This window comes from Turicimonas sp. TL08, assembly GCF_054660695.1.
The window spans coordinates 1-21,250 of the sequence record NZ_BAAGDP010000029.1 but is presented as its reverse complement, the minus strand read 5'-3'; the positions used below and the strand labels follow the sequence as shown (position 1 = coordinate 21,250).

20 protein-coding genes are annotated in these 21,250 nt (G+C 41.7%); 15 read left to right on the top strand and 5 right to left on the bottom strand.

Annotation, left to right across the window (positions count from 1 at the left end):
* Positions 1–200: 200 nt before the first annotated feature.
* Positions 201–1,043 (top strand): formate/nitrite transporter family protein, encoded by an 843-nt coding sequence (locus ACYQ4O_RS11650; protein WP_460175706.1) that lies wholly within the window; start codon positions 201–203, stop codon positions 1,041–1,043.
* Between the two features lie 60 nt (positions 1,044–1,103).
* Here the strand turns inward: ACYQ4O_RS11650 and ACYQ4O_RS11645 are convergent, their stop codons facing one another.
* Entirely contained in the window at positions 1,104–2,030 is a 927-nt protein-coding gene (locus ACYQ4O_RS11645; RefSeq protein WP_066592551.1) for a patatin-like phospholipase family protein, read from the bottom strand.
* A gap of 269 nt (positions 2,031–2,299) precedes the next feature.
* Between ACYQ4O_RS11645 and ACYQ4O_RS11640 the strand changes: the two genes are divergently transcribed.
* The gene (locus ACYQ4O_RS11640; RefSeq protein WP_460175705.1) at positions 2,300–4,285 is read left to right on the top strand and encodes an FAD-dependent oxidoreductase; all 1,986 of its coding nucleotides are present in this window, start codon (positions 2,300–2,302) and stop codon (positions 4,283–4,285) included.
* 15 nt (positions 4,286–4,300) lie between these two features.
* Complete coding sequence (locus ACYQ4O_RS11635; protein ID WP_308514305.1) at positions 4,301–6,097, top strand: [FeFe] hydrogenase, group A; 1,797 nt, start codon at positions 4,301–4,303, stop codon at positions 6,095–6,097.
* A 74-nt stretch (positions 6,098–6,171) separates the two neighbouring features.
* Here the strand turns inward: ACYQ4O_RS11635 and ACYQ4O_RS11630 are convergent, their stop codons facing one another.
* Positions 6,172–7,284, bottom strand: a complete 1,113-nt coding sequence (locus ACYQ4O_RS11630; RefSeq protein ID WP_460175704.1) for a hypothetical protein — start codon at positions 7,282–7,284, stop codon at positions 6,172–6,174.
* Positions 7,285–7,452: 168 nt separating this feature from the next.
* Between ACYQ4O_RS11630 and ACYQ4O_RS11625 the strand changes: the two genes are divergently transcribed.
* From ACYQ4O_RS11625 to ACYQ4O_RS11610, 4 genes are all read left to right on the top strand, one after another.
* Complete coding sequence (locus tag ACYQ4O_RS11625; protein WP_460175703.1) at positions 7,453–7,713, top strand: heavy-metal-associated domain-containing protein; 261 nt, start codon at positions 7,453–7,455, stop codon at positions 7,711–7,713.
* Between the two features lie 54 nt (positions 7,714–7,767).
* A complete protein-coding gene (gene queC, locus ACYQ4O_RS11620) occupies positions 7,768–8,463 on the top strand; it encodes a 7-cyano-7-deazaguanine synthase QueC (RefSeq protein WP_460175702.1) in 696 nt (231 codons plus the stop codon).
* A 98-nt stretch (positions 8,464–8,561) separates the two neighbouring features.
* Positions 8,562–10,121: an FGGY-family carbohydrate kinase gene (locus tag ACYQ4O_RS11615; protein WP_460175701.1), complete on the top strand. Its 1,560-nt coding sequence runs from the start codon at positions 8,562–8,564 to the stop codon at positions 10,119–10,121.
* A 110-nt stretch (positions 10,122–10,231) separates the two neighbouring features.
* On the top strand, positions 10,232–11,023 hold the full coding sequence (locus ACYQ4O_RS11610; RefSeq protein ID WP_308514300.1) for an enoyl-ACP reductase FabI: 792 nt from the start codon (positions 10,232–10,234) through the stop codon (positions 11,021–11,023).
* A 76-nt stretch (positions 11,024–11,099) separates the two neighbouring features.
* Here the strand turns inward: ACYQ4O_RS11610 and ACYQ4O_RS11605 are convergent, their stop codons facing one another.
* The 3 genes from ACYQ4O_RS11605 to ACYQ4O_RS11595 are packed head-to-tail and all read right to left on the bottom strand — an operon-like array spanning position 11,100 to position 12,284.
* Positions 11,100–11,684: a LysE family transporter gene (locus ACYQ4O_RS11605; RefSeq protein ID WP_308514299.1), complete on the bottom strand. Its 585-nt coding sequence runs from the start codon at positions 11,682–11,684 to the stop codon at positions 11,100–11,102.
* Positions 11,685–11,703: 19 nt separating this feature from the next.
* Positions 11,704–12,006: a HigA family addiction module antitoxin gene (locus ACYQ4O_RS11600; RefSeq protein WP_308514298.1), complete on the bottom strand. Its 303-nt coding sequence runs from the start codon at positions 12,004–12,006 to the stop codon at positions 11,704–11,706.
* Positions 12,006–12,284 (bottom strand): type II toxin-antitoxin system RelE/ParE family toxin, encoded by a 279-nt coding sequence (locus ACYQ4O_RS11595; RefSeq protein ID WP_308514297.1) that lies wholly within the window; start codon positions 12,282–12,284, stop codon positions 12,006–12,008. The genes ACYQ4O_RS11600 and ACYQ4O_RS11595 overlap by 1 nt, the downstream gene beginning before the upstream one ends.
* Before the next feature lie 256 nt (positions 12,285–12,540).
* Between ACYQ4O_RS11595 and ACYQ4O_RS11590 the strand changes: the two genes are divergently transcribed.
* From ACYQ4O_RS11590 to ACYQ4O_RS11555, 8 genes are all read left to right on the top strand, one after another.
* Positions 12,541–12,666 (top strand): hypothetical protein, encoded by a 126-nt coding sequence (locus tag ACYQ4O_RS11590; protein ID WP_460175700.1) that lies wholly within the window; start codon positions 12,541–12,543, stop codon positions 12,664–12,666.
* Between the two features lie 975 nt (positions 12,667–13,641).
* Positions 13,642–14,370, top strand: a complete 729-nt coding sequence (locus ACYQ4O_RS11585; RefSeq protein ID WP_460175699.1) for a hypothetical protein — start codon at positions 13,642–13,644, stop codon at positions 14,368–14,370.
* Between the two features lie 10 nt (positions 14,371–14,380).
* Positions 14,381–14,683 (top strand): hypothetical protein, encoded by a 303-nt coding sequence (locus ACYQ4O_RS11580; RefSeq protein WP_308514295.1) that lies wholly within the window; start codon positions 14,381–14,383, stop codon positions 14,681–14,683.
* A 1,466-nt stretch (positions 14,684–16,149) separates the two neighbouring features.
* Positions 16,150–17,064 carry a Fic family protein gene (locus tag ACYQ4O_RS11575; RefSeq protein WP_460175698.1) on the top strand — a complete coding sequence of 305 codons (915 nt, stop codon included), beginning with the start codon at positions 16,150–16,152 and terminating at the stop codon, positions 17,062–17,064.
* A 4-nt stretch (positions 17,065–17,068) separates the two neighbouring features.
* Positions 17,069–17,647 carry a recombinase family protein gene (locus tag ACYQ4O_RS11570; protein WP_308514293.1) on the top strand — a complete coding sequence of 193 codons (579 nt, stop codon included), beginning with the start codon at positions 17,069–17,071 and terminating at the stop codon, positions 17,645–17,647.
* A gap of 17 nt (positions 17,648–17,664) precedes the next feature.
* Positions 17,665–19,662, top strand: a complete 1,998-nt coding sequence (locus ACYQ4O_RS11565) for an HsdM family class I SAM-dependent methyltransferase (RefSeq protein WP_308514292.1) — start codon at positions 17,665–17,667, stop codon at positions 19,660–19,662.
* Positions 19,611–20,804, top strand: a complete 1,194-nt coding sequence (locus ACYQ4O_RS11560) for a restriction endonuclease subunit S (protein WP_460175697.1) — start codon at positions 19,611–19,613, stop codon at positions 20,802–20,804. Before ACYQ4O_RS11565 ends, ACYQ4O_RS11560 begins: the two co-directional genes overlap by 52 nt.
* 44 nt (positions 20,805–20,848) lie before the next feature.
* The gene (locus ACYQ4O_RS11555) at positions 20,849–21,115 is read left to right on the top strand and encodes a hypothetical protein (RefSeq protein ID WP_460175696.1); all 267 of its coding nucleotides are present in this window, start codon (positions 20,849–20,851) and stop codon (positions 21,113–21,115) included.
* The last annotated feature ends 135 nt before the right edge of the window (positions 21,116–21,250 follow it).

Below are 21,250 nucleotides of genomic sequence, written 5' to 3'. Positions count from 1 at the left end.
TGGTCCTATTATGCGGTGAGTCCAGCCTAGAGGACCTGGAAAAGAATTAAATCTCCGTTTCGTGCATAAAGATTCAAAGTTCGATTTTTTGTTTTAAAGCTTTGAATTCTCTCCGGGAATTCCTTATTTCCGGAGAGGTAAACCGTATAATGCGCTCGATAAATTCAATTGATTCAATTCCTTATTCTTCGGAGAACCAGATGGCGACTTTGTCATCCGCTCAAATTTTAGAAGCAACTGTCAACATGGGGGTTTCTAAAGCCTCTCAAAATTTAATTTCCCGGATTGCAAATACCGTCTTAGCCGGCATGTACATTGCTATCGGCGGATTTTTAGCGATAAGGGTCGGTCTAGTACTCCCTTGGGAGTCGTGGGGAGCAGTGGGAAAGCTTATTTTCGGTGCAGTTTTCCCGCTCGGTTTGATGCTTGTTGTTTTATGCGGTGCAGACCTTTTTACCGGCAGCTGCATGACCTTAACAACGGCAAAACTTAGAGGTCAAATTTCTGTCGGACAGTCCTTTCTTGCAGGAAGTGCTGCTTGGGTTGGTAATTTTGTGGGGGCACTGTTCGTTGCTTATGTCATTGCTTTTTCTTCCGGTCTTATTTTTGAAAGTGCCGGCGGAACACTTCCCTGGGCAAAAAGCATCGTGAACCTAACTAACGCCAAATGTTCTTTAGATTGGTTGTCTGCTTTTATCCGAGGAGTCGGCTGCAACTGGTTGGTTTGCTTAGCGGTTTTCGCAGCCGCTGCAAGCACGGAGGTTATCGGAAAAGTGGTCGCTCTCTGGCTCCCGACCATGGCATTCGTGGCTTTGGGTATGGAACACTGTATAGCTAATATGTTCTTCGTTCCTCTTGGCATTTTTACCGGAACCGATGCTCGTTATATCGCTTTAGTTAATGCAGGAGAAGCTAAAGCACTAGCTGTAGGTTGGAGTGATTTCTTTATTAATAACTTAGTGCCTGTGACATTGGGAAATATTGTTGGAGGTGCTGTCCTAGTGGGTATTTTGTATCTGCTAGCCAACCACAAAGATAAATAAAAATTAGGCCTGTCCGAACCACCGACAGGCTTAATTTTTCGTTAAATATGAGAATCCGAACTACTTTTCTCCTTCCTCAACTTGCACCAGATCTAAGGCATCTCTAATTTGCGGAAAGGCTAGTTCGCAGCACCGTCTTCCCTCGGCGATGGCTTCTTCCGCCCTGTAAGTCTCCAACAAACCGATTCTGGAAAGTTTCGGCTGCAGCGTTACCTCCGGAGGATCTCCGGCTAAACGTGTTTTAGTTATTCTGTCCTGAGCAATATTGATGGAGGAAGCTATCGTTTCGAAGAAATCCGGCGGTTCAGGCATATCGTTTTGGAGGGTTTCTTTTTGATATTTTGCAGGGATTAGCTTCTTTGCCTTTTGCACTAATTTGTAAATCTCACTTGGTTTTTTCTTTTGTTCAGCTCGAGGATTTCTATTTTTTGTGAGCAAATCGCTGTTTAGGTTAACGGCGATGACCACATCCGCGCCCAAAGCACGGCACAAAGAAACTGGAACAGGATTGACAATTCCTCCGTCGATACACCAACGGTTTTCTTTATTTAATACGGGCTGGAAAACTCCGGGCATTGCCATGGAAGGCCAAACCGCATCAAAAACCGGACCTTCCGTCACCCATAGCTCTTTACCTGTATTCAAATCACAGGTAACCGTCCCAAAGGGCATTTTTAAATCTTCAATGTTCATTTTTCTAGGAATGCCGGATTTGACCAAAAACATTTGCATATGTTTTAAGTTAATCCAACCGTCGAAAGAAAAACTTGGATTGAAAAATGCCGTCCAGTTCAAACGGTTAATATTTAAAGCTTGAGCCTTGAGTCTGTCTAGGTTGCCGCATGCGTAAGAAGCCCCGACAATAGCACCGATGGAAGTTCCTGCAACAACATCGACGTGTACACCTCTTTCCTGCAAGTATTCCAATATACCGATATGTGCAAAACCTCTGGCAGATCCGCTCCCTAATGCAACGCCGACTTTCATAAAATTCTCCTTTTCTAATAATTCTATTGCCCAAAACAGAATTTGAATCTGATTATGTGCATATTGGGCTCCGAGATCCTTTAGAGGATGGAATATGTCGTTTGCGACCGAATGTTTTCAAAATAAGTAGAAACATTGGTCAGAAAAATCCCTAACTTTTTTCACATAGTAAAATCAACTTTCAACTTATAAGAAAGAGTCAGTAGAAGGATAGTAAAGGATAGTAATATTTAGAAATAATTTGAAAACACATCCTCATCGGCTAAGTTATGAAGACATGTTACGGTTTTTGGGACGGCGAGCCATTTGATTTACGAAATGCGAGTTTAGAAGAGCTGCCGGCGACCCTTAATATTGAGGAGCTCGAATTTTTTGACGGCTCTAATCCTGTAGATGCGTTTGTTTCCCATAGAGGCTTCATTATTTTCAACCCTGAAGTCTCCTTGATTAAGGTTCTAAGAGATTACTGGGAAAAGGCCTCCGAGAATTCCTGCGGCAAGTGTACTCCTTGCAGAAACGGAACCGCACTCGTTTATGACTTATTAAAGAAGGCCTCTGAAGATAAACATAGTCTCTCAGAGAAAGACTGGAAGGTCATCGAAGAGGTTTGCACACTAATGGCTGAAAGCAGCTTCTGCGGAGTAGGTCAGACCGTTCCGGTTTCTCTCCTCGGAGCTCTAAAATTTTTCCCTGAAGACCTAAAAAAGAACGTGCCCTACACATCAGCAGATCAGTATTCCGTTGTTACGGCGCCTTGTATCGAAGCATGCCCTGCGAAGGTTAATATTCCCAGATATATTGACTACATTAAGGAGTCCAGATCGGATTTAGCCACCGGGGTTCTTTTAAGAAACTATCCGCTAGTTGGATCGTGCGGACGTGTATGTGTTCATTTCTGTGAGTCTGCATGCCGAAGAAGAAAGCTTGAGGGCCCCGTTGATATTAAAAATCTGAAGCGCTATGCAGCAGATTCTCTCGGTGAGTCCGTAGATCATCTTTTCAAACCAAGGCGCGCCCCGCAAAATAAACCTAAAGTAGCGGTTATTGGTGCGGGTGGAGCAGGAATTACCTGTGCTTACCACTTGCTTCTTGCCGGTTATCCGGTTGATATTATTGAAAGCAAAGATAGGGCAGGCGGAATGGCCTTAACAGGTATTCCGCAATATCGCCTTCCTAAGGATTTGCTCTCCAGCGAAACAAGTAAAGTTATCGAAAATCTCGGAGGACGTGTTCTTTTCGAAAGAGAGTTTGGAAAAGATTTTTCGATAGATGATTTATTCAGCGACGGATATAAAGCAGTATTTCTCGGTGTTGGATGTGCTAAGGGTACGAAACTCGGTTTTCCTGAAGACGAAGAGAAAATCGTCGGCTATACCGACGGAATAGAGTTTCTGCGTCAAGTCGAAAAATCAGTTTCTAAAGGAAGACCTCTTCATTATGAGGGAGACACTGTAATTGTCGGCTGCGGAAACGTAGCTATGGACTGCTGCAGAACGGCAGTCAGAATCAGCTCGGGCAAAGTCTCTGTCGTATACAGAAGAACGGAACAACTATCTCCGGCCGATCCTGTCGAACTTCATGAAGCTCATCAAGAAGGCGTTTCTTTTCATTGGCTGACAGCGCAAAAGCAGTTGGTTATAGAAGACGGCAAGGTGACAGGTTTACTTTGCTGCAAACTGAAGGTTGAGGGCGATCCGAATTCCAGAAAATCAAAGCTGACTGAAATTGAAGGCTCTGAGTTTGTTATTCCTTGTTCAAAAGTTATTGCCGCTATCGGGCAAAAACTCGAAAAAGAATTATTTGTCGACGCAGATAAGCTTGAATTAGGTAAACGAGATTCCATTATTGCCGTCAATGAGAATTTAGAAACTTCAAGGAAGGGAGTATTTGCAGGCGGCGACTGTGCAGTTGGCCCACGTTCACTTATTGAAGCTATGGCACAGGGAGAAAAAGCAGCTCAGCGAATTCAAGAGTATCTGGAAGGCGAAAAATTCTCCTTTGATAAGAGACAAAGAGTGAGCGACATGATTAAGTCAGCAGGTCTATTTGAAGATGCTGCTGAATGCAAGCCGGTAATTTCCACTTCCCGCACAGTAATTCCGGAATTGGAGCCTTTAAACAGAACGGATAATTTTGAAGAAGTTGAGTTGGGCCTTACCGACGATCAGGCAAAAGAAGAAGCCGAAAGATGCATGCGCTGCTACAGGGTACTTTTGGTTGAAACAGCCAATCCAATTGGAAAAACCGCTAAGTAAACGAAGGGAAAGATAATGAAAGCATTGATTAATGGGGTTCCTTTTACCTTTACAGAAAAGCTTACAGTATTAGAAGCGGTAAGAAAACTTGGATTTTTTGTTCCGACTCTTTGTGCTTATCCGACATTGGAAAGTACTCCCGGTTCCTGCGGTTTATGCATCGTAAAAATTAAATATCCTGACGGAAGAGAAGTGCTGTCGACAAGCTGCAAGACCGGCTTAGAAGACGGAATGGAAATTCGCACTGATTCTCCTGAAGTACGTCAGGCGCAAAGAAAGCAGTTGGCCCTTTTATTTGCAGATCATGATATGAATTGCATGGGATGCGATAGACATGGGAAGTGTGAACTCTTGGATTTGGCAGAGAAATTGGACTTGAAGAAGAGCATTGCTCCAGGCTCCTACAAGGTAGCGAAGGAAGAAGATTATTCCGACCGGGCGATTTGGCTGGATCCAAACAAATGCATTCGCTGTGAAAGATGCGTTGAAGTCTGCGGTAAAGTTCAAGGTCTCTATGTATTGACCATGAAAGGCGCCGGCAGGGACCGAGCTGCCGGGTTAAGAGAAGGGAAACCTTGGGCGTTATCGGATAACTGTGTTCGATGCGGTCAATGTACGGTCGTATGTCCAACCGGAGCACTCCAGGCTCGTGACCAAGTGGATGTTGCCAATGATTATTTGACGGATCCGGGAATTTATACCGTATTTCAATTTGCTCCGGCCGTGAGAGCTACTTTGGGAGAAGAGTTTGGATTTTCAGCCGGTGTGAACGTTGAGAGAAAAATCGTAGAAGCCTTGAAAAAAGCCGGAGCTGATTGTGTTCTGGATACTAATTTCTCCGCCGATGTGGTTATTATGGAAGAAGGTACGGAACTGCTGAATCGCCTTAATGATAAAAATGCTGTTCTCCCAATGTTTACCTCCTGCTGTCCTGCGTGGATTAACTTTGTTGAACTGCATAAGCCCGAGCTGATTCCTCATATTTCAACTACCCGTTCTCCGCAGGCGGTAATGGGTTCTTTAATCAAGAGTTGGCTACCGGAAAAAACAGGTATTCCAAAAGAGAAAATCCGTTCTATTTCCATTATGCCCTGTACGGCCAAGAAGGATGAAGCGGCGAGACAAGCACTAGCCAAAGACGCAGTTCCCGATGTTGATTTGGTTTTAACCGTTAGAGAATTTGCCAAACTTTTGAAAGGAAAAGGCATTGATCTTAGAAAACTGGAAGGCCAGGATTTTGATACTCCGTTTATGAGCAAAGGAAGCGGAGCGGCTGTAATTTTCGGTAAAACTGCGGGAGTGGCTGAAGCAGCGGCAAGAACCGTTTATTACGTATTGACCGGTAAAAATGTGAATTCTATTCAGTTCAAAACGAGCGAGCATCCTCATGTGGAACAGGAGTTGACCATTGACCTGGGTGAGGGTAAATCTCCGTTAAGAATCGGCGTGGTTCATGGCTTGGCTAACGCAGACTATATTGCGGATGAAGTTCTCAGCGGAAAGAGTCCTTTTGATTTTATTGAAGTAATGTCTTGCCCCGGCGGCTGCATCAATGGCGGAGGAACGCCGAGAGAGGCCGGAGACTACCATCCGTTTAACTTGGAACGTACTAAAGTTCTGACGACCATCGATGAGGAACATTCTTTAAGACAGTCTCATAACAACCCGATGATTAAAGAGCTGTACAAAGAGTATTTGGGAGAGCCGAATTCTCATCTGGCTCACGAACTTCTTCATACTGAGTACCAAGATCGGAAAGGCGGTAAGAAGTTAAGAGCTGAAGATATCTGGAAAGAAATCACTCTCTGTTAGACAAAAACTAATCGGCCCGAGAAACGAAGCTCGGGCCAAATTCTCTGTGTGTCTCTTAATCCAGAGAAAGCAGACTAGTCTTGTTGAAGCTGCCTGGTAACTGCGGTGAACTGTTCACCGAAGCCTACATCGTAAAGAGCGGCCGGACTTGGCATCTCAAATTCAAAGATTCTCGTTAAATCTTGTTCCGAGTTTTTCATCAGTAGAGAAAGGTCGGCTCCTGCCTTCATTGTGAAGAAAGTATTCAAAGAAATATCGTAATTTAATTCGGCTTTTTCTTTGAGTTCGAGCAAATCTTTAGCCCTTGTATTCAAGTGCTTTGTATAGAACTTTGCAACCTCAATAATTTGTTCATTAATGAGGCAATTCTTATTCAAAATGTCCTTTTGCTCTTGAGTAATTCTGGAGTGGCCCAGTTTAGATTCTGCTGAGCGAATCTGTTTAGCCGCATTTTTCTCTATGCCACAGACACGGGGCAAGTAAAACTTTTCAATTTTAAGTAGTGCTCGGTCGATGGCTTCAATATAAAGACGGCAGCACATCATATAGAAGCCGGCATAGCTCTTTGAAAGCTCGGGTGTCGCCCCCTCGGACTTTAATTGAGAATCCATTTTTTGGAAAATTAAGCGAATGGAGTCAGCCGTAGCCATAATCGCAGCCACATCTTCTCCGTCAGCCGTATTTATCAACCCCTCAAGTTGGGCTTTATTAAGTTTTACGCCTCTTGCTTTTAATTTCTCCAAGGAAGAATCAATTAAAGCCTGATTTTGTTTCTCGTCAGCAGCATTTTTTACTTTATTGCGCTCGATCTTTTCTTTGAGCTGAGGAACGGAAGCGTTCAAAGGATTCCAAGACCGTTTGGGACTGCCAATAAGATCTTTCTCCCATTCGATAATTTCTTTTTTACGAGCGGCTATTTTCCGATGATTGTTCTGGATCTGAGAGACCATGCACATGATATCGGTTGAAAAGATTTCCCGCAGGCAGTCATTAACGACTCTGCGGACAGCCGGTTCTTGGTAAACGTATTTACGAACGAGAGAGCGTCCTTCAGGGTGGGCTTCCTGAGCAATAAGCTCAATGCCTTTTTCCAGGTGCGGACGCATATTTGACCAGGTTTTCTCAAAAGTTTGAGATCGTATTACCGTCCTCTCAAAAGCGTAGCAGAGGGGATAAGAGATAAACATACGAAACGGAATCATTTGCTATTCATTCAAACTAATAGAAAACTAAAGGTCTTCACATCAATGCTTATGCGGTGTGATTATGCAAATGATAACTTAATAGTTACTGAATTGTTGAAAAACGAAAGGCAAATTTTTATAATTGAGCATGATAATTATTCTCAATTAATCATGATAGAAACGACACTTAAAGTTGAAGGCATGGCCTGTCCCATGTGCGAATCGCATTTGAAAGATGTGATTAGAAATATTTGTCCGGATGCCAAGATCAATGCGTCTTATAAAAAAGCCGAGATCAAGATCATCAGCCAGAGTGAGCCGGATATGAGACGAATAAAGGCTGAAATTGAGAAGACCGGCTACAGCTTCCTTAGCGGTCATTCTGAACCGTATTCGAAGAAAGGATTTTTTGCTTCCTTGTTTGGAAAGTAAGCTGCAGCCGGAAGAAGGACTAAAATCAGCCCAATTACGGTATGAGGAGCAAAGATGAAAGCGCTAGTCCTTTCCAGCGGCGGAGCAGATAGTACAGTTTGTGTCGCACTTGCCGTTGAAAAACTTGGCAGAGAAAATGTAGCAACGGTTTCTTTTGAATACGGGCAAAAGCACGATAAAGAACTTATCAGTGCTCAGAAGATTGCCGATTTTTATTCGCTAAAGCATTTTGTTCTCAACCTTGAAAACATTTTCAAATATAGTGACTGTTCTCTTTTGAAAAACAGCACTCAAGAAATCGAACATAAGAGCTATGCCGATCAAATTGCGGAAAAAGGGGAAGGTAAGGTTTCGACTTATATCCCTTTTAGGAACGGTTTGATGCTTTCTTCGGCCGCTGCTTTAGCCCAGTCAATTTACCCGGAAGAAGATTGTGAAATTTGGATTGGTGCTCATGCAGATGATGCAGCCGGCCAAGCCTATGCCGATTGTTCTTCGGAATTTACCCAAGCGATGGATCAAGCCATTTCCATTGGAACCTACGGATTGGTTAAGCTTGCTGCTCCTTTGGTGAAGTTCAATAAAGCGCGTGTTATCAAAGAAGGATTAAGGCTGAAGGTTCCTTTTGAGCTTACTTGGTCCTGTTACGAAGGACATGAAAAAGCCTGTGGAAAATGCGGAACTTGTCTTGATCGTTTGAAAGCATTTGAAGAAAACGGGGTAAAAGATCCGATTCCATACGAAGAATAGCAGCACAATGAGTGATTGTCCTTAGCCGTTGCCTTGTATGTCCTGAGGCTGTAGACAAAAGGCTCGGCTATATAATAGAAAGAAAACGGAGCAATCTTATGGGAAATCTATATCTCGGTTTTGATGCCGGTACACAGAGCGTCAAAGTTTCTGTCTATGACGAAAAATTAGAGTGTCTTACCTCACAAAGTCTTCCGACCAGTTTCCGATATCCTAACCCCGGTTGGGTAGAGATGGATTTGGATGATTTCTTGGGAGTCACTCTTAAATGCATTAAGCGCTGCGCAGAGGATTTAAAAGAAATCGGCCGAGATCCCAAAGATATTGTTTCGATTATGGGCGACGGCGTTATCTGCGGTATCGCCGGTGTAAATGCCGAAGGGAAGGCTATCACTCCTTATATTAACTATCTCGACAGCCGTACTCAGGATGACGTGGAGTACATTAATAAAAAGGATCTTTCCATTTGGGGCAGAGAGACTGGGAACCCGGTTGCTTCATGTATGTTCCCGGCTATGTTTGCACGATGGCTTCTCAAGCACAGTACAAAATTCCAAGAACAAGGTGTTAAGTTCGTTCATAACTGCCCGTATATCCTTATGAATTTGGCCGGATTAAAAGGTAAAGACGCCTTTATCGACTGGGGAGCAATGTCCGGTTGGGGCCTTGGCTACAAGGTCATGGAAAAAGAGTGGTCAGATGAACAGCTGGCTATCTTAGGTATTGATAAGCGCTATATGCCAAGAATTCTCAAGCCGTGGGATATTGTCGGAGGCTTAACAAAAGAAATTGCCGAATACACAGGTCTTCGTGAAGGGACAAAGATTTGTGCAGGAGCCGGCGATACTATGCAGTCCATGATTGGATGCGGTAATTTCGAGCCGGGAAAAGGCGTAGACGTTGCGGGCACCTGCGCTATGTTCTGTGTTTCGACCACCGGCATCGTGCCTGAGCTAAGCAAAAAAGGGAACAATCTCATCTTTAACAGCGGTTCTCTTCCTAACACTTATTTTTACTGGGGCTTCATTAGAACCGGCGGGTTAGCTTTGAGATGGTTCAAAGACTCTGTATGCCATAAAGCTGACGATGCTCTTTACTACACAGATCTTAGTGCCAGAGCTGAAAAAGTGCCGGCAGGCAGCAACGGTGTTCTTTTCCTTCCATATCTGACAGGCGGCCAGGATGAGACGCAAAAGAAGAGCAGCTGCTTCTTGGGCTTGACCCTTGATGATGATCAGGCGGTAATGTGGCGCTCCGTCCTTGAATCCATTGGCTATGACTACATGGAGATCACCGATATCTATAGAAAGGCCGGCGTGGATTTGAACCGAATCACGGTAACTGAGGGCGGCAGCCGAGACTCTCTATGGAATCAGATCAAATCAGACATGTTGGACAGCGAAGTCGTCCGTTACAAGAATAAGGGCGGGGCTGTGGTGACCAACTGTCTCTTTGCTGCCTATGCGGTAGGTGATTTCAAAGACATCATTCCTAATTTACGGAAGGTTTTAGTCGTTGATAAAGAATATGCACCGAGAAAGGAAATGACTTCCCTGTACCGCAAACTTCACTCTTTCCAAAAAGATCTGATTAAGAGCGATATGCCGGAAGCCTTTAAACGGTTGTGGGACATTAAGAAGATAGTCAAAGAAGGCTAATTCGAAAGTTATTGTATTTGGACCGAGCTATTTCGATACCTCGGTCTTTTCTATTGGTAGAATTCCGCCTAGGCAACGTTCAGCCTAGGCTAAATTATTTGAATTGCATTATGAAATTACTTGAAGGCAAAAGAATACTTATTACTGGCATCTCTTCTCAACGTTCTATTTCCTATGGGATAGCCAAGGTTTGTTTTGAAGAGGGTGCACAACTGACGCTTACTTACAACAATGAGAGATTTAAGGACAGAGTTCAAGGTTTTGCCAATGATTTCAGTGCAGGTGATGTCATCAAGATGGATGTGACTTCCGATGATTCCATTGACGCAGCTGCTTCTGCTCTTAAAGAAAAATGGTCTGGAGGCTTTGACGGATTTGTTCATTCTATTGCTTGGGCGCCTCGGGAATGCATTGAAGGCAGTTTTTTGGAAGGCATTTCCAGAGAAGGTTTTCTTCAGGCTATGAATGTTTCAGTTTATTCCTATGCGGCTTTAGCAAAAGCATTTAGTCCGCTTCTTAGAGAGAGAGCTTCTATTATCACAATGAGCTATCTCGGTGCTGAGAAGATTGTGCCGAACTACAACACGATGGCTATCTGCAAGTCTGCGCTGGAATCCGTTACCCGTTACATTGCTGCCGATCTTGGAGAAAGAGGCATCCGGGCCAACAGTATTTCTTGCGGACCGATTAAAACTCTAGCAGCCAGCGGCATTAAAGATTTCGGACTTTTGATGAAACTGGCTAAGGATTTGAGCCTGTTAAGAAGCTTAGTTAGCACAGAAGAAGTTGGTAATTTAGCCGCATTCCTTCTGTCGGAAAAATCTTTTGGCATTACAGCTGAGACCGTTTACATTGACGGCGGCTTCAATAAGGTTGCCGGACGTCTTCTGAAGGACGAATGATCCTAGAGGCAACTCTCTCACAGAAAAACCTCCGTCCGAAAGGACGGAGAGGTTTTACGAGATCTTAGTTTTTCCCTTAAATCCAAAGAGAACCTGCACAAAAAAGCAAAGAAAGAGCCAGGACCGCATTCACCGGACGTGTGTATTGAGAGAAGAGGTGAGCAAAGGCGGATCCGAAGGCTGACCAGATTAAATTGCAGCCTGAACCCATTGCGGCTAAGAAGAAAGAAAATCCTGCCAATATCCATGGATCCGTGAAATGCGGAAGAATAAAGGTCTGCATTGAAACGATGCCGTAGACCATAATTTTTACGTTGACAAACTGAAGGCAGAATCCGGAGATAAAGGCTTTTTTCTTATCTATTTCAAATGGCTTAAGACTATAAACTGCTTTCAAGATCTTCCATGCCAGCCAAACCAGATAAAGGGTTCCCAAAATTTTCATGGGGCCCATGATTTCCGGGATTAGGCTGTTTAAAGCAGCGCATCCAATACAGCAAAGAAGCATTACTGCAAAAAAGCCGGTAATAACTCCTAAATTGAACGGCAGCGCTTTAAAGAATCCAACTCTCATTCCCCATGACATTGACATTAAATTGTTTGGTCCTGGCGTGATAGTCGATGTAAAGCAATAAAAGATAAAAGTCGGAAGAGAAAACATGGGATTCTCTGGGAGAGGACTAGGCGTGCTGGTTAAGAGGTTCGTATTTCTTGATAAGAGAAGTGTTTACAATTTGCCGAGCCTGCCACGCGTCGTACTCTGACTGCATTGCGAGCCAAGTTTCAGGTGTTGGGCCCGGTAGAGCGGAGGAAAAACGAACGGCCATTGTTGCAGTGATAGGGGACTTCCCCTTGATAATTCTGGAAACAGAACTGGGAGCAACGCCAATGTTACGGGCAAATTCACGGATACTGACATTCAGGAATTCAAGTTGTTCGGCTACGATTTTTCCCGGATGTGGTGGATTGAACATAGTAGTCATCAATGATAATCCTCGTAATTAATTACATAAGCATCGCCGTCAATAAATTGAAAGGTAAGGCGCCAGTTGCCGGAGACTCTTACAGACCAGATGTCGCTCCTATCCCCCTTGAGCTGGTGGAGACGGTACGAAGGTAAGTTCATTTCTTGCACGTCTTTTATTCGGTTCAACAAGAATAGGCGTTCCGATAGTTTCTCTGCATGGGCAGCTTGAATACCAGCTTTCGAGCCTGTTTCAAAGAATTTTTGGAGTCCTTTGTGGAACCAGCTTTTAATCATTGTCGCATATACTTATTAAATGTATTCATTATACTTATATGTTGCGTGTTGCGCAACACTAAAAAGGAAATGAGGCTCGACAACGCTCACTAAAACCGGCCAGGAAATCCAAAAAAATTCGGGCGACGCACCCAAGGTAATTCGGCATTCTTGAGTTACCTAATTCCGCCGTTTCCGAAGGTTGTGAACCGTGATTAAAGGCGCCTCATTCTGCGTCTGGTAGTGACTGGGATATTTTTTTGCTGTTCCTTGAGAGATGAACTCCCGTCCGAGGCTTCTTACTTTATTCATTCCGATCTTACATTTGTGGGTAGTCGAGCCAAAAGCCGTCAAAAAAGCCACTTTGGAATATGCCAAATGGGACGATTACATCATGGTCTAAGGAGGTAAAGTTGGAAAAGAAGAGCTTGTATGTAAGAATTCTGATGGAGAGGGTTGATGGCACTTTTGCAAAATCCACTATTTTCCGACTGGCATTCCACTTTTTCCGGCAGCCGATCCACAAGGTAGTCTTTTCTGGCATGGAGATCACTCTTCTTCCGGCATCTAACCACATTAAGTCTGAGTTTTTTCACTCTTAAAAAACGATTACTCAATTCCTTCTAGGAAAGAAGATTTAGCAAGATAGAGAGACAGAGAAGAAGGGTGGGCGTCCTGCCGATCTTTGCGGGTTTACCAGCCGATTTTTAGTGAACGATGCACTTGAAGATCTCTTTGGGGCTCACTGGCCACAAATTTGAACCCACGTACACGTCCATCAAAATAGGAAAGTCGTTCCAACCTTTGCCTTATGGCATAAAGTACCTACAGAATGAGTCTTAATCCTTTCTAAACAGGGAAATCATTCCGACTTGACAAGGCTTTTGTTCCAAAGTGAGATATGGTCGCGGAAATTCCAACGCCAATGAAGTCAGCGCTCCTAAACCCCTTGCAAGAAGGTAAAAAATAATGCCGACAAAAAGACTGGAGATAAGCTCAAAAACAAACTCTCCGAACTTAAATTCCTTGCCCTCAATGATTTTTTGAGTACGCCGAAGCGTCTCGCCGAACAAAAATATCGCTAGGGGAGAGTCGTGTGAAAAAAGCTCAGGAATTGATGGTTCTTCTCCGGCATTTATCTACCTTTTGTATATAAGTGCTTATTTTCCATACAGTTTAGTTTTTAGTTGTCAGATATATAAAACGTGTAGGTATTAAGGGAAAACGTTTATGCGAGGTTTTTAGCCAAAACTGCTTGAGACTGTTAGAGCATTGTAAGGTTTTGTACGGCGGGTTTTTGTGACACCAAGGTTTCACTTATTGACCTCCGAAATTTCCAGGGGATAGGATTATTACAAAATGTAACAACTGTTTTTATATGAATGATAACGTTTTCTACAGATTACCTAGAGACGCCCAACGGTTCGTCCTTGATGCAGTTTTTAATTTACCTTCTTATAAATGGTATCAATACACTGCTGAATTAGGTAGATATTTTGGTCCTGATACCGAAAGATACGCTAACGAGACCCATCTCTATTGGAAAAACGGTTCGGTGGTTCCTGCAACCAAGACTAAAGAAAGGCTCATTAGGATTGCTCCGAAATATCTAGAAACAAGTCAAAAGATAAAGCTAGTTGAGTTAATTGCCAAGCCATATATTTCCTCAATGTATCTCTCCTATGGTCAGGAGGATATTAGTTTTCTGGTAAAGGAACCGTTAGAGCCACAACTTCAAACAGCTCAAAATAAAATAGCCCAGTTTTTAAGGCCTCAAACAGCACGTATGCCAGAGCTCCCCTCGGATTTTAAAAGAACCCTTGTTTGGCTTTACGATAACGAAGCCACAGCAACACAGGCAATTCTCAGCATTGTTGAAGCAGAAAAAAAGAACCAGCTGGATGAGCAACTTAAAACCCGCATCCCTGGCATTCTCAACCAAATGGTGGCCTTCTATAACGACCCTGATAAATATGGAGAATTTCGGACTACATTGAAATTTAGTAACGGAAGCCTTACATTTAGAATATATCGTGACGAACCTTCGCATTTCTGGTATTACGTAATTGGAATCGTTCTTCTATTTTTAATCCTTTCTTCCTTCTAAGCGATAACAAATGAGCAATGAATTAACTTTACAAAACATAGTTGGCTCTCTTGTTGCAGACTTGCCAGAGAGCTCAAAATTAGAATTGGCTAAATTCGCCATGCAAAAAAGAATTGAGGTTGCTGCTACTCTTGAATCTGCAAAACAGTCAGGTATTCTTCACGATACCGAAGTCAACCATGCAATCTCTCAAGTCGCAGCCCTCTCAGAAATTCCTACTTCGGAAAGAAGAAGTACAACAATTAATACCTCCATCACTTCGATGGATGGCAGAATCCGTACAACCATTACCTCCAAGAAGTCTTTGTTTTAGTTTTGCTTTTCAATAGTTTTCGCCCGCTGTAAGAAGCGGGCTTTTTGGTTAGAAGAAAGTGGCTGTATGTTTATGTGGCCACAAAAAAGTGCCATCGTCCATCTCCATCAGAATTCTCATTCTTTAGGACTCCGAGTTCGACATTGTTATTTGTTCAGCCTATATTTCACGATTGACAAAAAAATAATGTTGTTCGCATTCATTATGTGCTTCGAAATAAAGCTTGCGGTGCTCACTGGCTTTGAGTGAATTAAACACAGAATGGATTTCGCGAGTTTGTACGGCGGATCTTTAAAAAATAGTCATTTTCGCCGAAGGAAAAGAAGCGTCTGAAAGAAGAAAAAGGTCCCCTTAAAATCCTTTCTTGCTCCAATTCTTCCAGAGGATAAAAGTAAACCTAGATTAACTAAAAAGACGTTTCGTTGTTCAATTCCGAAAATAGGAGAAGATAGAGGGTATTTTTGGATAGAGAACTTTGCATGAGAGCTGTCAGGTCTTTTTCATAATGAAGAGATATACAAACAAAAATACCTGAATCTCATGTTTTTGAGCATTAGAAAATCCAAAACTGCCTGGGTGCTGTTCTTGACAGGGGCAAGTGTCCTGAGTTTTCCGTCCTTTGCACAAAGTTATGCATATTTAACGGAGCAAGATAAGGTAAGAATCAATACTCTGGGGGAGTCCCCTTACAGGAAAGAGCTGATAGGAGAGTACGTATCTCAGCTCCGATCCAGAACCAAAGCCGCAGGAGTAAAGACAGAAGAAAATCTTCCTCCTATGCCGAATGGTCTTGATGATAGAAAAGGTATCGTGAGTAACGACTGCCTCAAATGCAGCTTTTTTCTAACGAATGCGAAGAAAAGAAAAATCGGAGAGACTGCACTATTACCACCCTCGAAAGATTCCGCGTTATTTTATTCGCGGGCGACAGTACTTGCTCCGATTTTTTGTTTATATCTTACAGCAAACCGATGGAAGCCTCAAGTTTTTGATTTGGTTTAAGAAGGTTTTAGTAATTTACATACTCGAAGACTTTTCTAGATTTTCAAAGCAGTGTTAAGACTCATATTAGTTCCTTCAAAGTATGGTGTGCAAGATACGGTCATCAAAATTTTTCACACCATTTTTCACACCATTTCGTCCACGATTTAATGAAAATACGCTGAGTCATATGACTCTTATTGAGAAAAAAATTAAAAAAATTGAATGTCAAAAACTGTATGATTTTTAAGGCTTTTTAAGACCTTATGAGGCAATTGAGAAGCTAATTGGGATTAGATTCTGGCGGAAGGGGTGGTAATACAAACTATAATAAAATCAAAAGGTTACGAATAAAGATTATTCAATGTCACCAAAATGTCACCATTTTCTTTAAAAAAATTTAGGTAATTTTTATTTTTGAAGGTGAAGATTTTTAAGATTCTCTGAAAGTTTGGCTGCCGGAATAAGTTACGAAGAGAAGAGCTTTGATTCTTTTTAAGTACACTTCATTTAGAAAAATATCACCGGGAGAATTCTTCTATTTAGAGTCTATAATCATTAAAAATGGAAAAATTCTGATTAACTTAAAGAGTCTAAATAGAAAAACAAGCCTCTTTACCGGCGGATATATAGGAATGCAAAAAGAACTTAACGGTATGTTTTGGAATACAGGCTCATTTGATCTAGATCTGCCGTACATTGGAGATAAAAAAAAGGCTTGTGCAATATTCAAGAAGAATCTGGTTGAAATTACTTGGAATTGCATGAGAAGTCTTGAAAACAACCCAACGACTCTGCCACAGACAGCTACAATTCTCGAAGGCCAATCTGTTGGAGGTATAAGTATTTTTGACTTAATGCAAGTGAAAAATTACGGAGACGGCTGTAAAAATTTAATTTTGCAACTGTTTAACGATGAATTTTCTTTAAGTATTAAATCTGCTTGTCTCATACATTCTTTTGTTGCGAAGGAAGATGCGCTTGAATGGGGAGTAATCAGAAATAAAGCAGTATCTCTCCATAACATTAAATATGTACCGCCGACAGAAAATCTATCCCAGATTTTAGAGGGAGGGTTTAATTATCTGACAAAGGAAATTAAATCTCCTGCGGAAAGAGCTATTGCAACTTTTTTGTTCATGGCAAGAACTCAACCCTTCTACGATGCCAATAAAAGAACGGCCTCTTTGATGATGAACGGCTGCTTAATGAAAGATGGTTATTTTCCCATAACCGTCTTAAATCGTGAAGCCGAACTATTTCATAAAGAACTTGGGAAATTCTATGAAACTGGTGATGCTAACGGTATGTTTAAGTTCTTTGAAAATAACTTGAAGGAACTCTATACGCCTCAACAAAGAAAAGATTTCCCTAGACCATTAATCGAACTAGAAAGGTAAAGCTTTGGCAAATTTGGGTTACATCCGGGTAAGTTCAGTTGATCAAAATACTGCCCGGCAATTGGATGGAATCGCCTTAGATCAGACCTTCATTGATAAGGCGTCCGGAAAGAATACTGATCGGCCTCAACTGCATTGTCTTCTAGAAAAGGTTTCTGCCGGTGATATTGTTTATGTCCATAGTATGGACCGACTCGCACGCAACTTACAAGATCTTCTTACTCTGGTTGAAACTTTCAATAAAAGAGGAGTGACCGTAAAGTTTAAGAAAGAGTCTATTGAATTCAGCCCAGACAAGGAAAAGAATCCTATGTCGGTGCTGCTGCTTCATCTGCTGGGAGCCGTTGCACAATTTGAACGTTCTCTTATTCTCGAAAGACAAAAAGAGGGAATTGCAAAGGCAAAGGAAAGAGGAGCTTTTAAAGGACGAAAACCTATAGATTCGGAAATTTTGAAAAGCGCAAAAGTTCTGGTTGAGAATGGGCTGCCTATGGGAAAAGTAGCAAAGCAGCTGGGAGTTGCGCAAAGTACTTTGTATAAGTACGCAAAGAAAAAGCCGTCCGGCTATGAGTGGAAGATTTAAAAAAACTGGAAATAATTATGGCAAAAAGTGTAGAAGAACAAGTAGAAGATATCTTCAAGGAAGAATTAAAAAAATTAAAGGTTAAGTACTTTACTAAGACTGAACCCATTAACCCTTCTATTGATAATGCATTAAAAAAAGGCCCATCAAAGGCTAATAAAGACGGAGGAAACTTTCCAGATATCAAGGTTTTTCTGGAGACACAAAATCAAAGACCCATCCCTGTGATGATTGAGGTTAAGGGTTTAAAAAACAAGCTTATCAAACTTGATAAATCTAAAAATATTGATCAGTCTACTGCGGCGGTAACTGGCTATGCAGTCAACGGAGCTGTGCATTACGCTAAGGTGGTTCTTCAGCACTCTGATTACGAAGAGGTAATTGCAGTTGGATTGAACGGGTATAAAAAACCGGACGGTTCTCTAGAAACAGAGTTTCAAGCCTTTTATCTCTCTCGCAATAATGAGTTGTATCCAAAATTATTGGATGACGTAACGGATTTTTCTTTGTTTAAGGAAACCAATTTGGAGCACCTTGTTGATCTGTTAGATAAGGTGAATTTATCGGAAGAAGAGTTAGAAAAATTAAAAAAAGAAGCCGAGTCGAGTTTAGAGAAAAGTATTCAAAAAATTCACCAGAGCCTTTATGACGATGTAGTTCTTAAACCTCTTCTAAATACCGATCAAAAACTTTATCTGTTCTGCGGTTTGATTATGGCAGCTCTCCCTATTAAGGACGTGGCGAACTTAACTCCTGCCGATTTGAAGGGAAATAAATCGGCAAGAAATAACGACGGACTGACCCTGTACACCCGCATAGAAGAGTTTTTGAAAGATAGAGGAACGCCCGACGAAAAACGACAAATTATTCTCAACTTACTGGGCAATATATTTAGTAACGAAAAATTGTATAAGCCGGTTAATGGAGAAAGCAAATTTAAGACTTTATTTGCACAAGTTTTGTCCGACGTAATTCCCTATTTCAATTCTAGGCTGCATCTGGACTTTACCGGGAAGATTTTTAACAAACTCAGCGAGTGGGCAAATATTAGTACGGACAAGTTGAATGATGTTGTACTTACGCCGAGATATGTGACAAACCTGATGGCTCGGTTGGCTCAGACCAATAAAGATTCATTTGTCCTAGACTCTGCAATGGGTTCAGCAGGTTTCTTAGTTTCGGCACTGGAAATTATGCTCCAGGATGCAAAAGATTCGATTTCAGATCAGGAGCTCCTGAAAGAAAAGATAAAAAAAATTAAATCCGAACAAATTTGCGGGATCGAAATTCTAGATACTATTTTCATGTTGGCTGTGATGAATATGGTATTGGTAGGTGACGGTTCTTCTAATCTTCAACATTCCGACAGTTTGACAACGACAATAGACTTTCCTGCTACTGTTTTTCTTCTTAATCCGCCATACTCAGCAGATGGGAAAGGATTCAACTTCGTAGAAAAAGCTCTTTCAAAAATGCAAAAAGGTTTTGCATGTGTTTTGATTCAGGAGAATGCTGGCGCAGGTAATGGTGGAATTTATCCGGCAAAAATATTAGAGAAAAGTTCACTAATCGCAAGTATTAAGATGCCCCTAGATCTCTTTTCCGGTAAGGCATCAGTCCAAACTGCCATTTACCTTTTTGAAGCGGGTAAACCTCACAATGCAGACAATCTAGTAACTTTTATAGATTTCACGGAGGATGGGTATACCAGAATGAACCGAAAGAAATCTGGTCAAGACGTTAATCTCCGAGATACAGATGATGCTAAAGGCCGCTATGTTGAGCTAGTTGCTCGAGTTTTAAACAGAAAAACTTCTACGGACTACTATACTGAAGCCAACGGGAAACTCATTAAAGATACTATTTCTTTAGCCGGCAACGATTGGACTTTTTCTCAACATGTCAAGATAGATAACAAACCTTCGTTGGAAGACTTCAAGCAAGCTGTCAAAGATTATTTGTCTTGGAAAGTATCGGAAATCATCCAAAGAGGAGATTCTTCCTTGGGAAAATAACGAACCCCCGTTTGTTAGAGCTTGAAAATAACTTCAAGAAAAACGGGGGTAGATTTGGTGATTTCTTAATCTCAGATATTTTTACTTTAAAAAAAGGTACTCGTTTGACCAAAGCACAAATGATTAAAGGATCAATACCTTTTATTGGTGCTTCCGCTCAAAATAATGGCAAAACGGGAACTGTAGGAAACAATACAAATCTTCACTCAGGTAACACAATTTCAGTTTCTTATAACGGAAGTGTTGGGGAGGCTTTTTATCAGCCACTGTCTTATTGGGCCTCAGATGACATCAATGTTCTTTATCCCAACTTTGAGCTAACTCATCGAATTGCTTTGTATATTATTACGGCCCTTAGAAAACTAGGGAAAAGCTATGGATACGGTTTTAAATGGCATTTGAAGAGAATGGAGAAGGACTCAATAAATCTTCCGGTTAACGATAAAGATCAGTTGGATCTCCAATTCATGGAAGATTACATTCGAGAACTCGAGGAAGATTACATTCGAGAACTCGAGGAAGATTACATTCGAGAACTCGATACTTATTTGAAAGTTGCTGGACTAAATGATTACGAACTATCGGATGATGAGTTACAGATTTTAAAAAACCCTCCGAACTATTCTTCCTTCAAAGTTAACGAACTTTTTCTGGTGGAACAATCAAAGAAAAAATTTAATGCCAATTCTGTTAAGTTTGGAGGCAGTTTCCCCTATGTAGCCAGAGGGTCTTCGGCCAACGGCATTCGAGGCTACATAGATCAAAATCCAGTGTATCTAAATGAAGCAAGAACAATCTCTTTTGGACAAGATACTGCCACTGCTTATTATCAAGATAAGGAATTTTTTACCGGAGACAAAATTAAAGTCTTTAAAGCAAAAGAGCAAGAACTGAATGAAGAAACTGGATTATTTCTTGTTGCTACGTTACAAAAATCTTTTTCTCTTTACTCCTGGGGAGGTTCTTCTTTCTCTCAAGATGCACTAGAAAACGAAAAGATTTCTATTCCTCTCAATGATAATAAAGAACCTGATTGGAATTACATGGAGGCGTTTATTAAAGCAGTAAAGAAACTAGTTATAGCGGATGTTGTGAAATTCAAAAATGAGTACATTGAAAAAAGTAAGCAAGCCATTAAATAGATAATCGCTCTGCATTTTGCTCTAGAGAATGAAGCACTATTGGAATGATTACGGGAATTGAAAAAAGTATGGACAAAGTGACAAAGGAAGTAATAGCTCTCCAAAACAAAATAGCTAATAAGGTACTGGAGACTCAGCTTCAAAATGCTTTAGAGGATATGGGTAAGGACGATTCTATTGCCGATACGATAAGGGAAAAACATTTCTCAAAAGGAGTTCCTGTGACATACGGGGATCTTGAGGATCGTGACATCTCCCCGTCCTTTCGGACGAGGCTTCTCACTTCATCGACTCCAACCTTACATTCGTAAGGAATTATAGTGTCTCCATGAGTTGCGGCTATTGCCGCAAGACGGTATGCCCAGCCGCCTTTAACTGCACTATGCCCTGCCGCTTGATGTTTAATGCAGCTGCATAGTCTCGTTGGTTATGCTGTCCGCAATGAG

Excerpts from the sequence above, each read along its gene's own strand:
- ACYQ4O_RS11590 (WP_460175700.1), top strand. The coding sequence starts at position 12,541 with ATGAACTCCCGTCCGAGGCTTCTTACTTTATTCATTCCGATCTTACAT.
- queC (WP_460175702.1), top strand. The coding sequence starts at position 7,768 with ATGAAAGCGCTAGTCCTTTCCAGCGGCGGAGCAGATAGTACAGTTTGT.
- ACYQ4O_RS11585 (WP_460175699.1), top strand. The coding sequence starts at position 13,642 with ATGAATGATAACGTTTTCTACAGATTACCTAGAGACGCCCAACGGTTC.
- ACYQ4O_RS11645 (WP_066592551.1), bottom strand. The coding sequence starts at position 2,030 with ATGAAAGTCGGCGTTGCATTAGGGAGCGGATCTGCCAGAGGTTTTGCA.
- ACYQ4O_RS11635 (WP_308514305.1), top strand. The coding sequence starts at position 4,301 with ATGAAAGCATTGATTAATGGGGTTCCTTTTACCTTTACAGAAAAGCTT.
- ACYQ4O_RS11565 (WP_308514292.1), top strand. The coding sequence starts at position 17,665 with ATGGCAAAAAGTGTAGAAGAACAAGTAGAAGATATCTTCAAGGAAGAA.
- ACYQ4O_RS11595 (WP_308514297.1), bottom strand. The coding sequence starts at position 12,284 with ATGATTAAAAGCTGGTTCCACAAAGGACTCCAAAAATTCTTTGAAACA.
- ACYQ4O_RS11630 (WP_460175704.1), bottom strand. The coding sequence starts at position 7,284 with ATGTTTATCTCTTATCCCCTCTGCTACGCTTTTGAGAGGACGGTAATA.
- ACYQ4O_RS11650 (WP_460175706.1), top strand. The coding sequence starts at position 201 with ATGGCGACTTTGTCATCCGCTCAAATTTTAGAAGCAACTGTCAACATG.
- ACYQ4O_RS11605 (WP_308514299.1), bottom strand. The coding sequence starts at position 11,684 with ATGTTTTCTCTTCCGACTTTTATCTTTTATTGCTTTACATCGACTATC.
- ACYQ4O_RS11625 (WP_460175703.1), top strand. The coding sequence starts at position 7,453 with ATGATAGAAACGACACTTAAAGTTGAAGGCATGGCCTGTCCCATGTGC.
- ACYQ4O_RS11615 (WP_460175701.1), top strand. The coding sequence starts at position 8,562 with ATGGGAAATCTATATCTCGGTTTTGATGCCGGTACACAGAGCGTCAAA.
- ACYQ4O_RS11600 (WP_308514298.1), bottom strand. The coding sequence starts at position 12,006 with ATGACTACTATGTTCAATCCACCACATCCGGGAAAAATCGTAGCCGAA.
- ACYQ4O_RS11640 (WP_460175705.1), top strand. The coding sequence starts at position 2,300 with ATGAAGACATGTTACGGTTTTTGGGACGGCGAGCCATTTGATTTACGA.
- ACYQ4O_RS11610 (WP_308514300.1), top strand. The coding sequence starts at position 10,232 with ATGAAATTACTTGAAGGCAAAAGAATACTTATTACTGGCATCTCTTCT.
- ACYQ4O_RS11555 (WP_460175696.1), top strand. The coding sequence starts at position 20,849 with ATGATTACGGGAATTGAAAAAAGTATGGACAAAGTGACAAAGGAAGTA.
- ACYQ4O_RS11580 (WP_308514295.1), top strand. The coding sequence starts at position 14,381 with ATGAGCAATGAATTAACTTTACAAAACATAGTTGGCTCTCTTGTTGCA.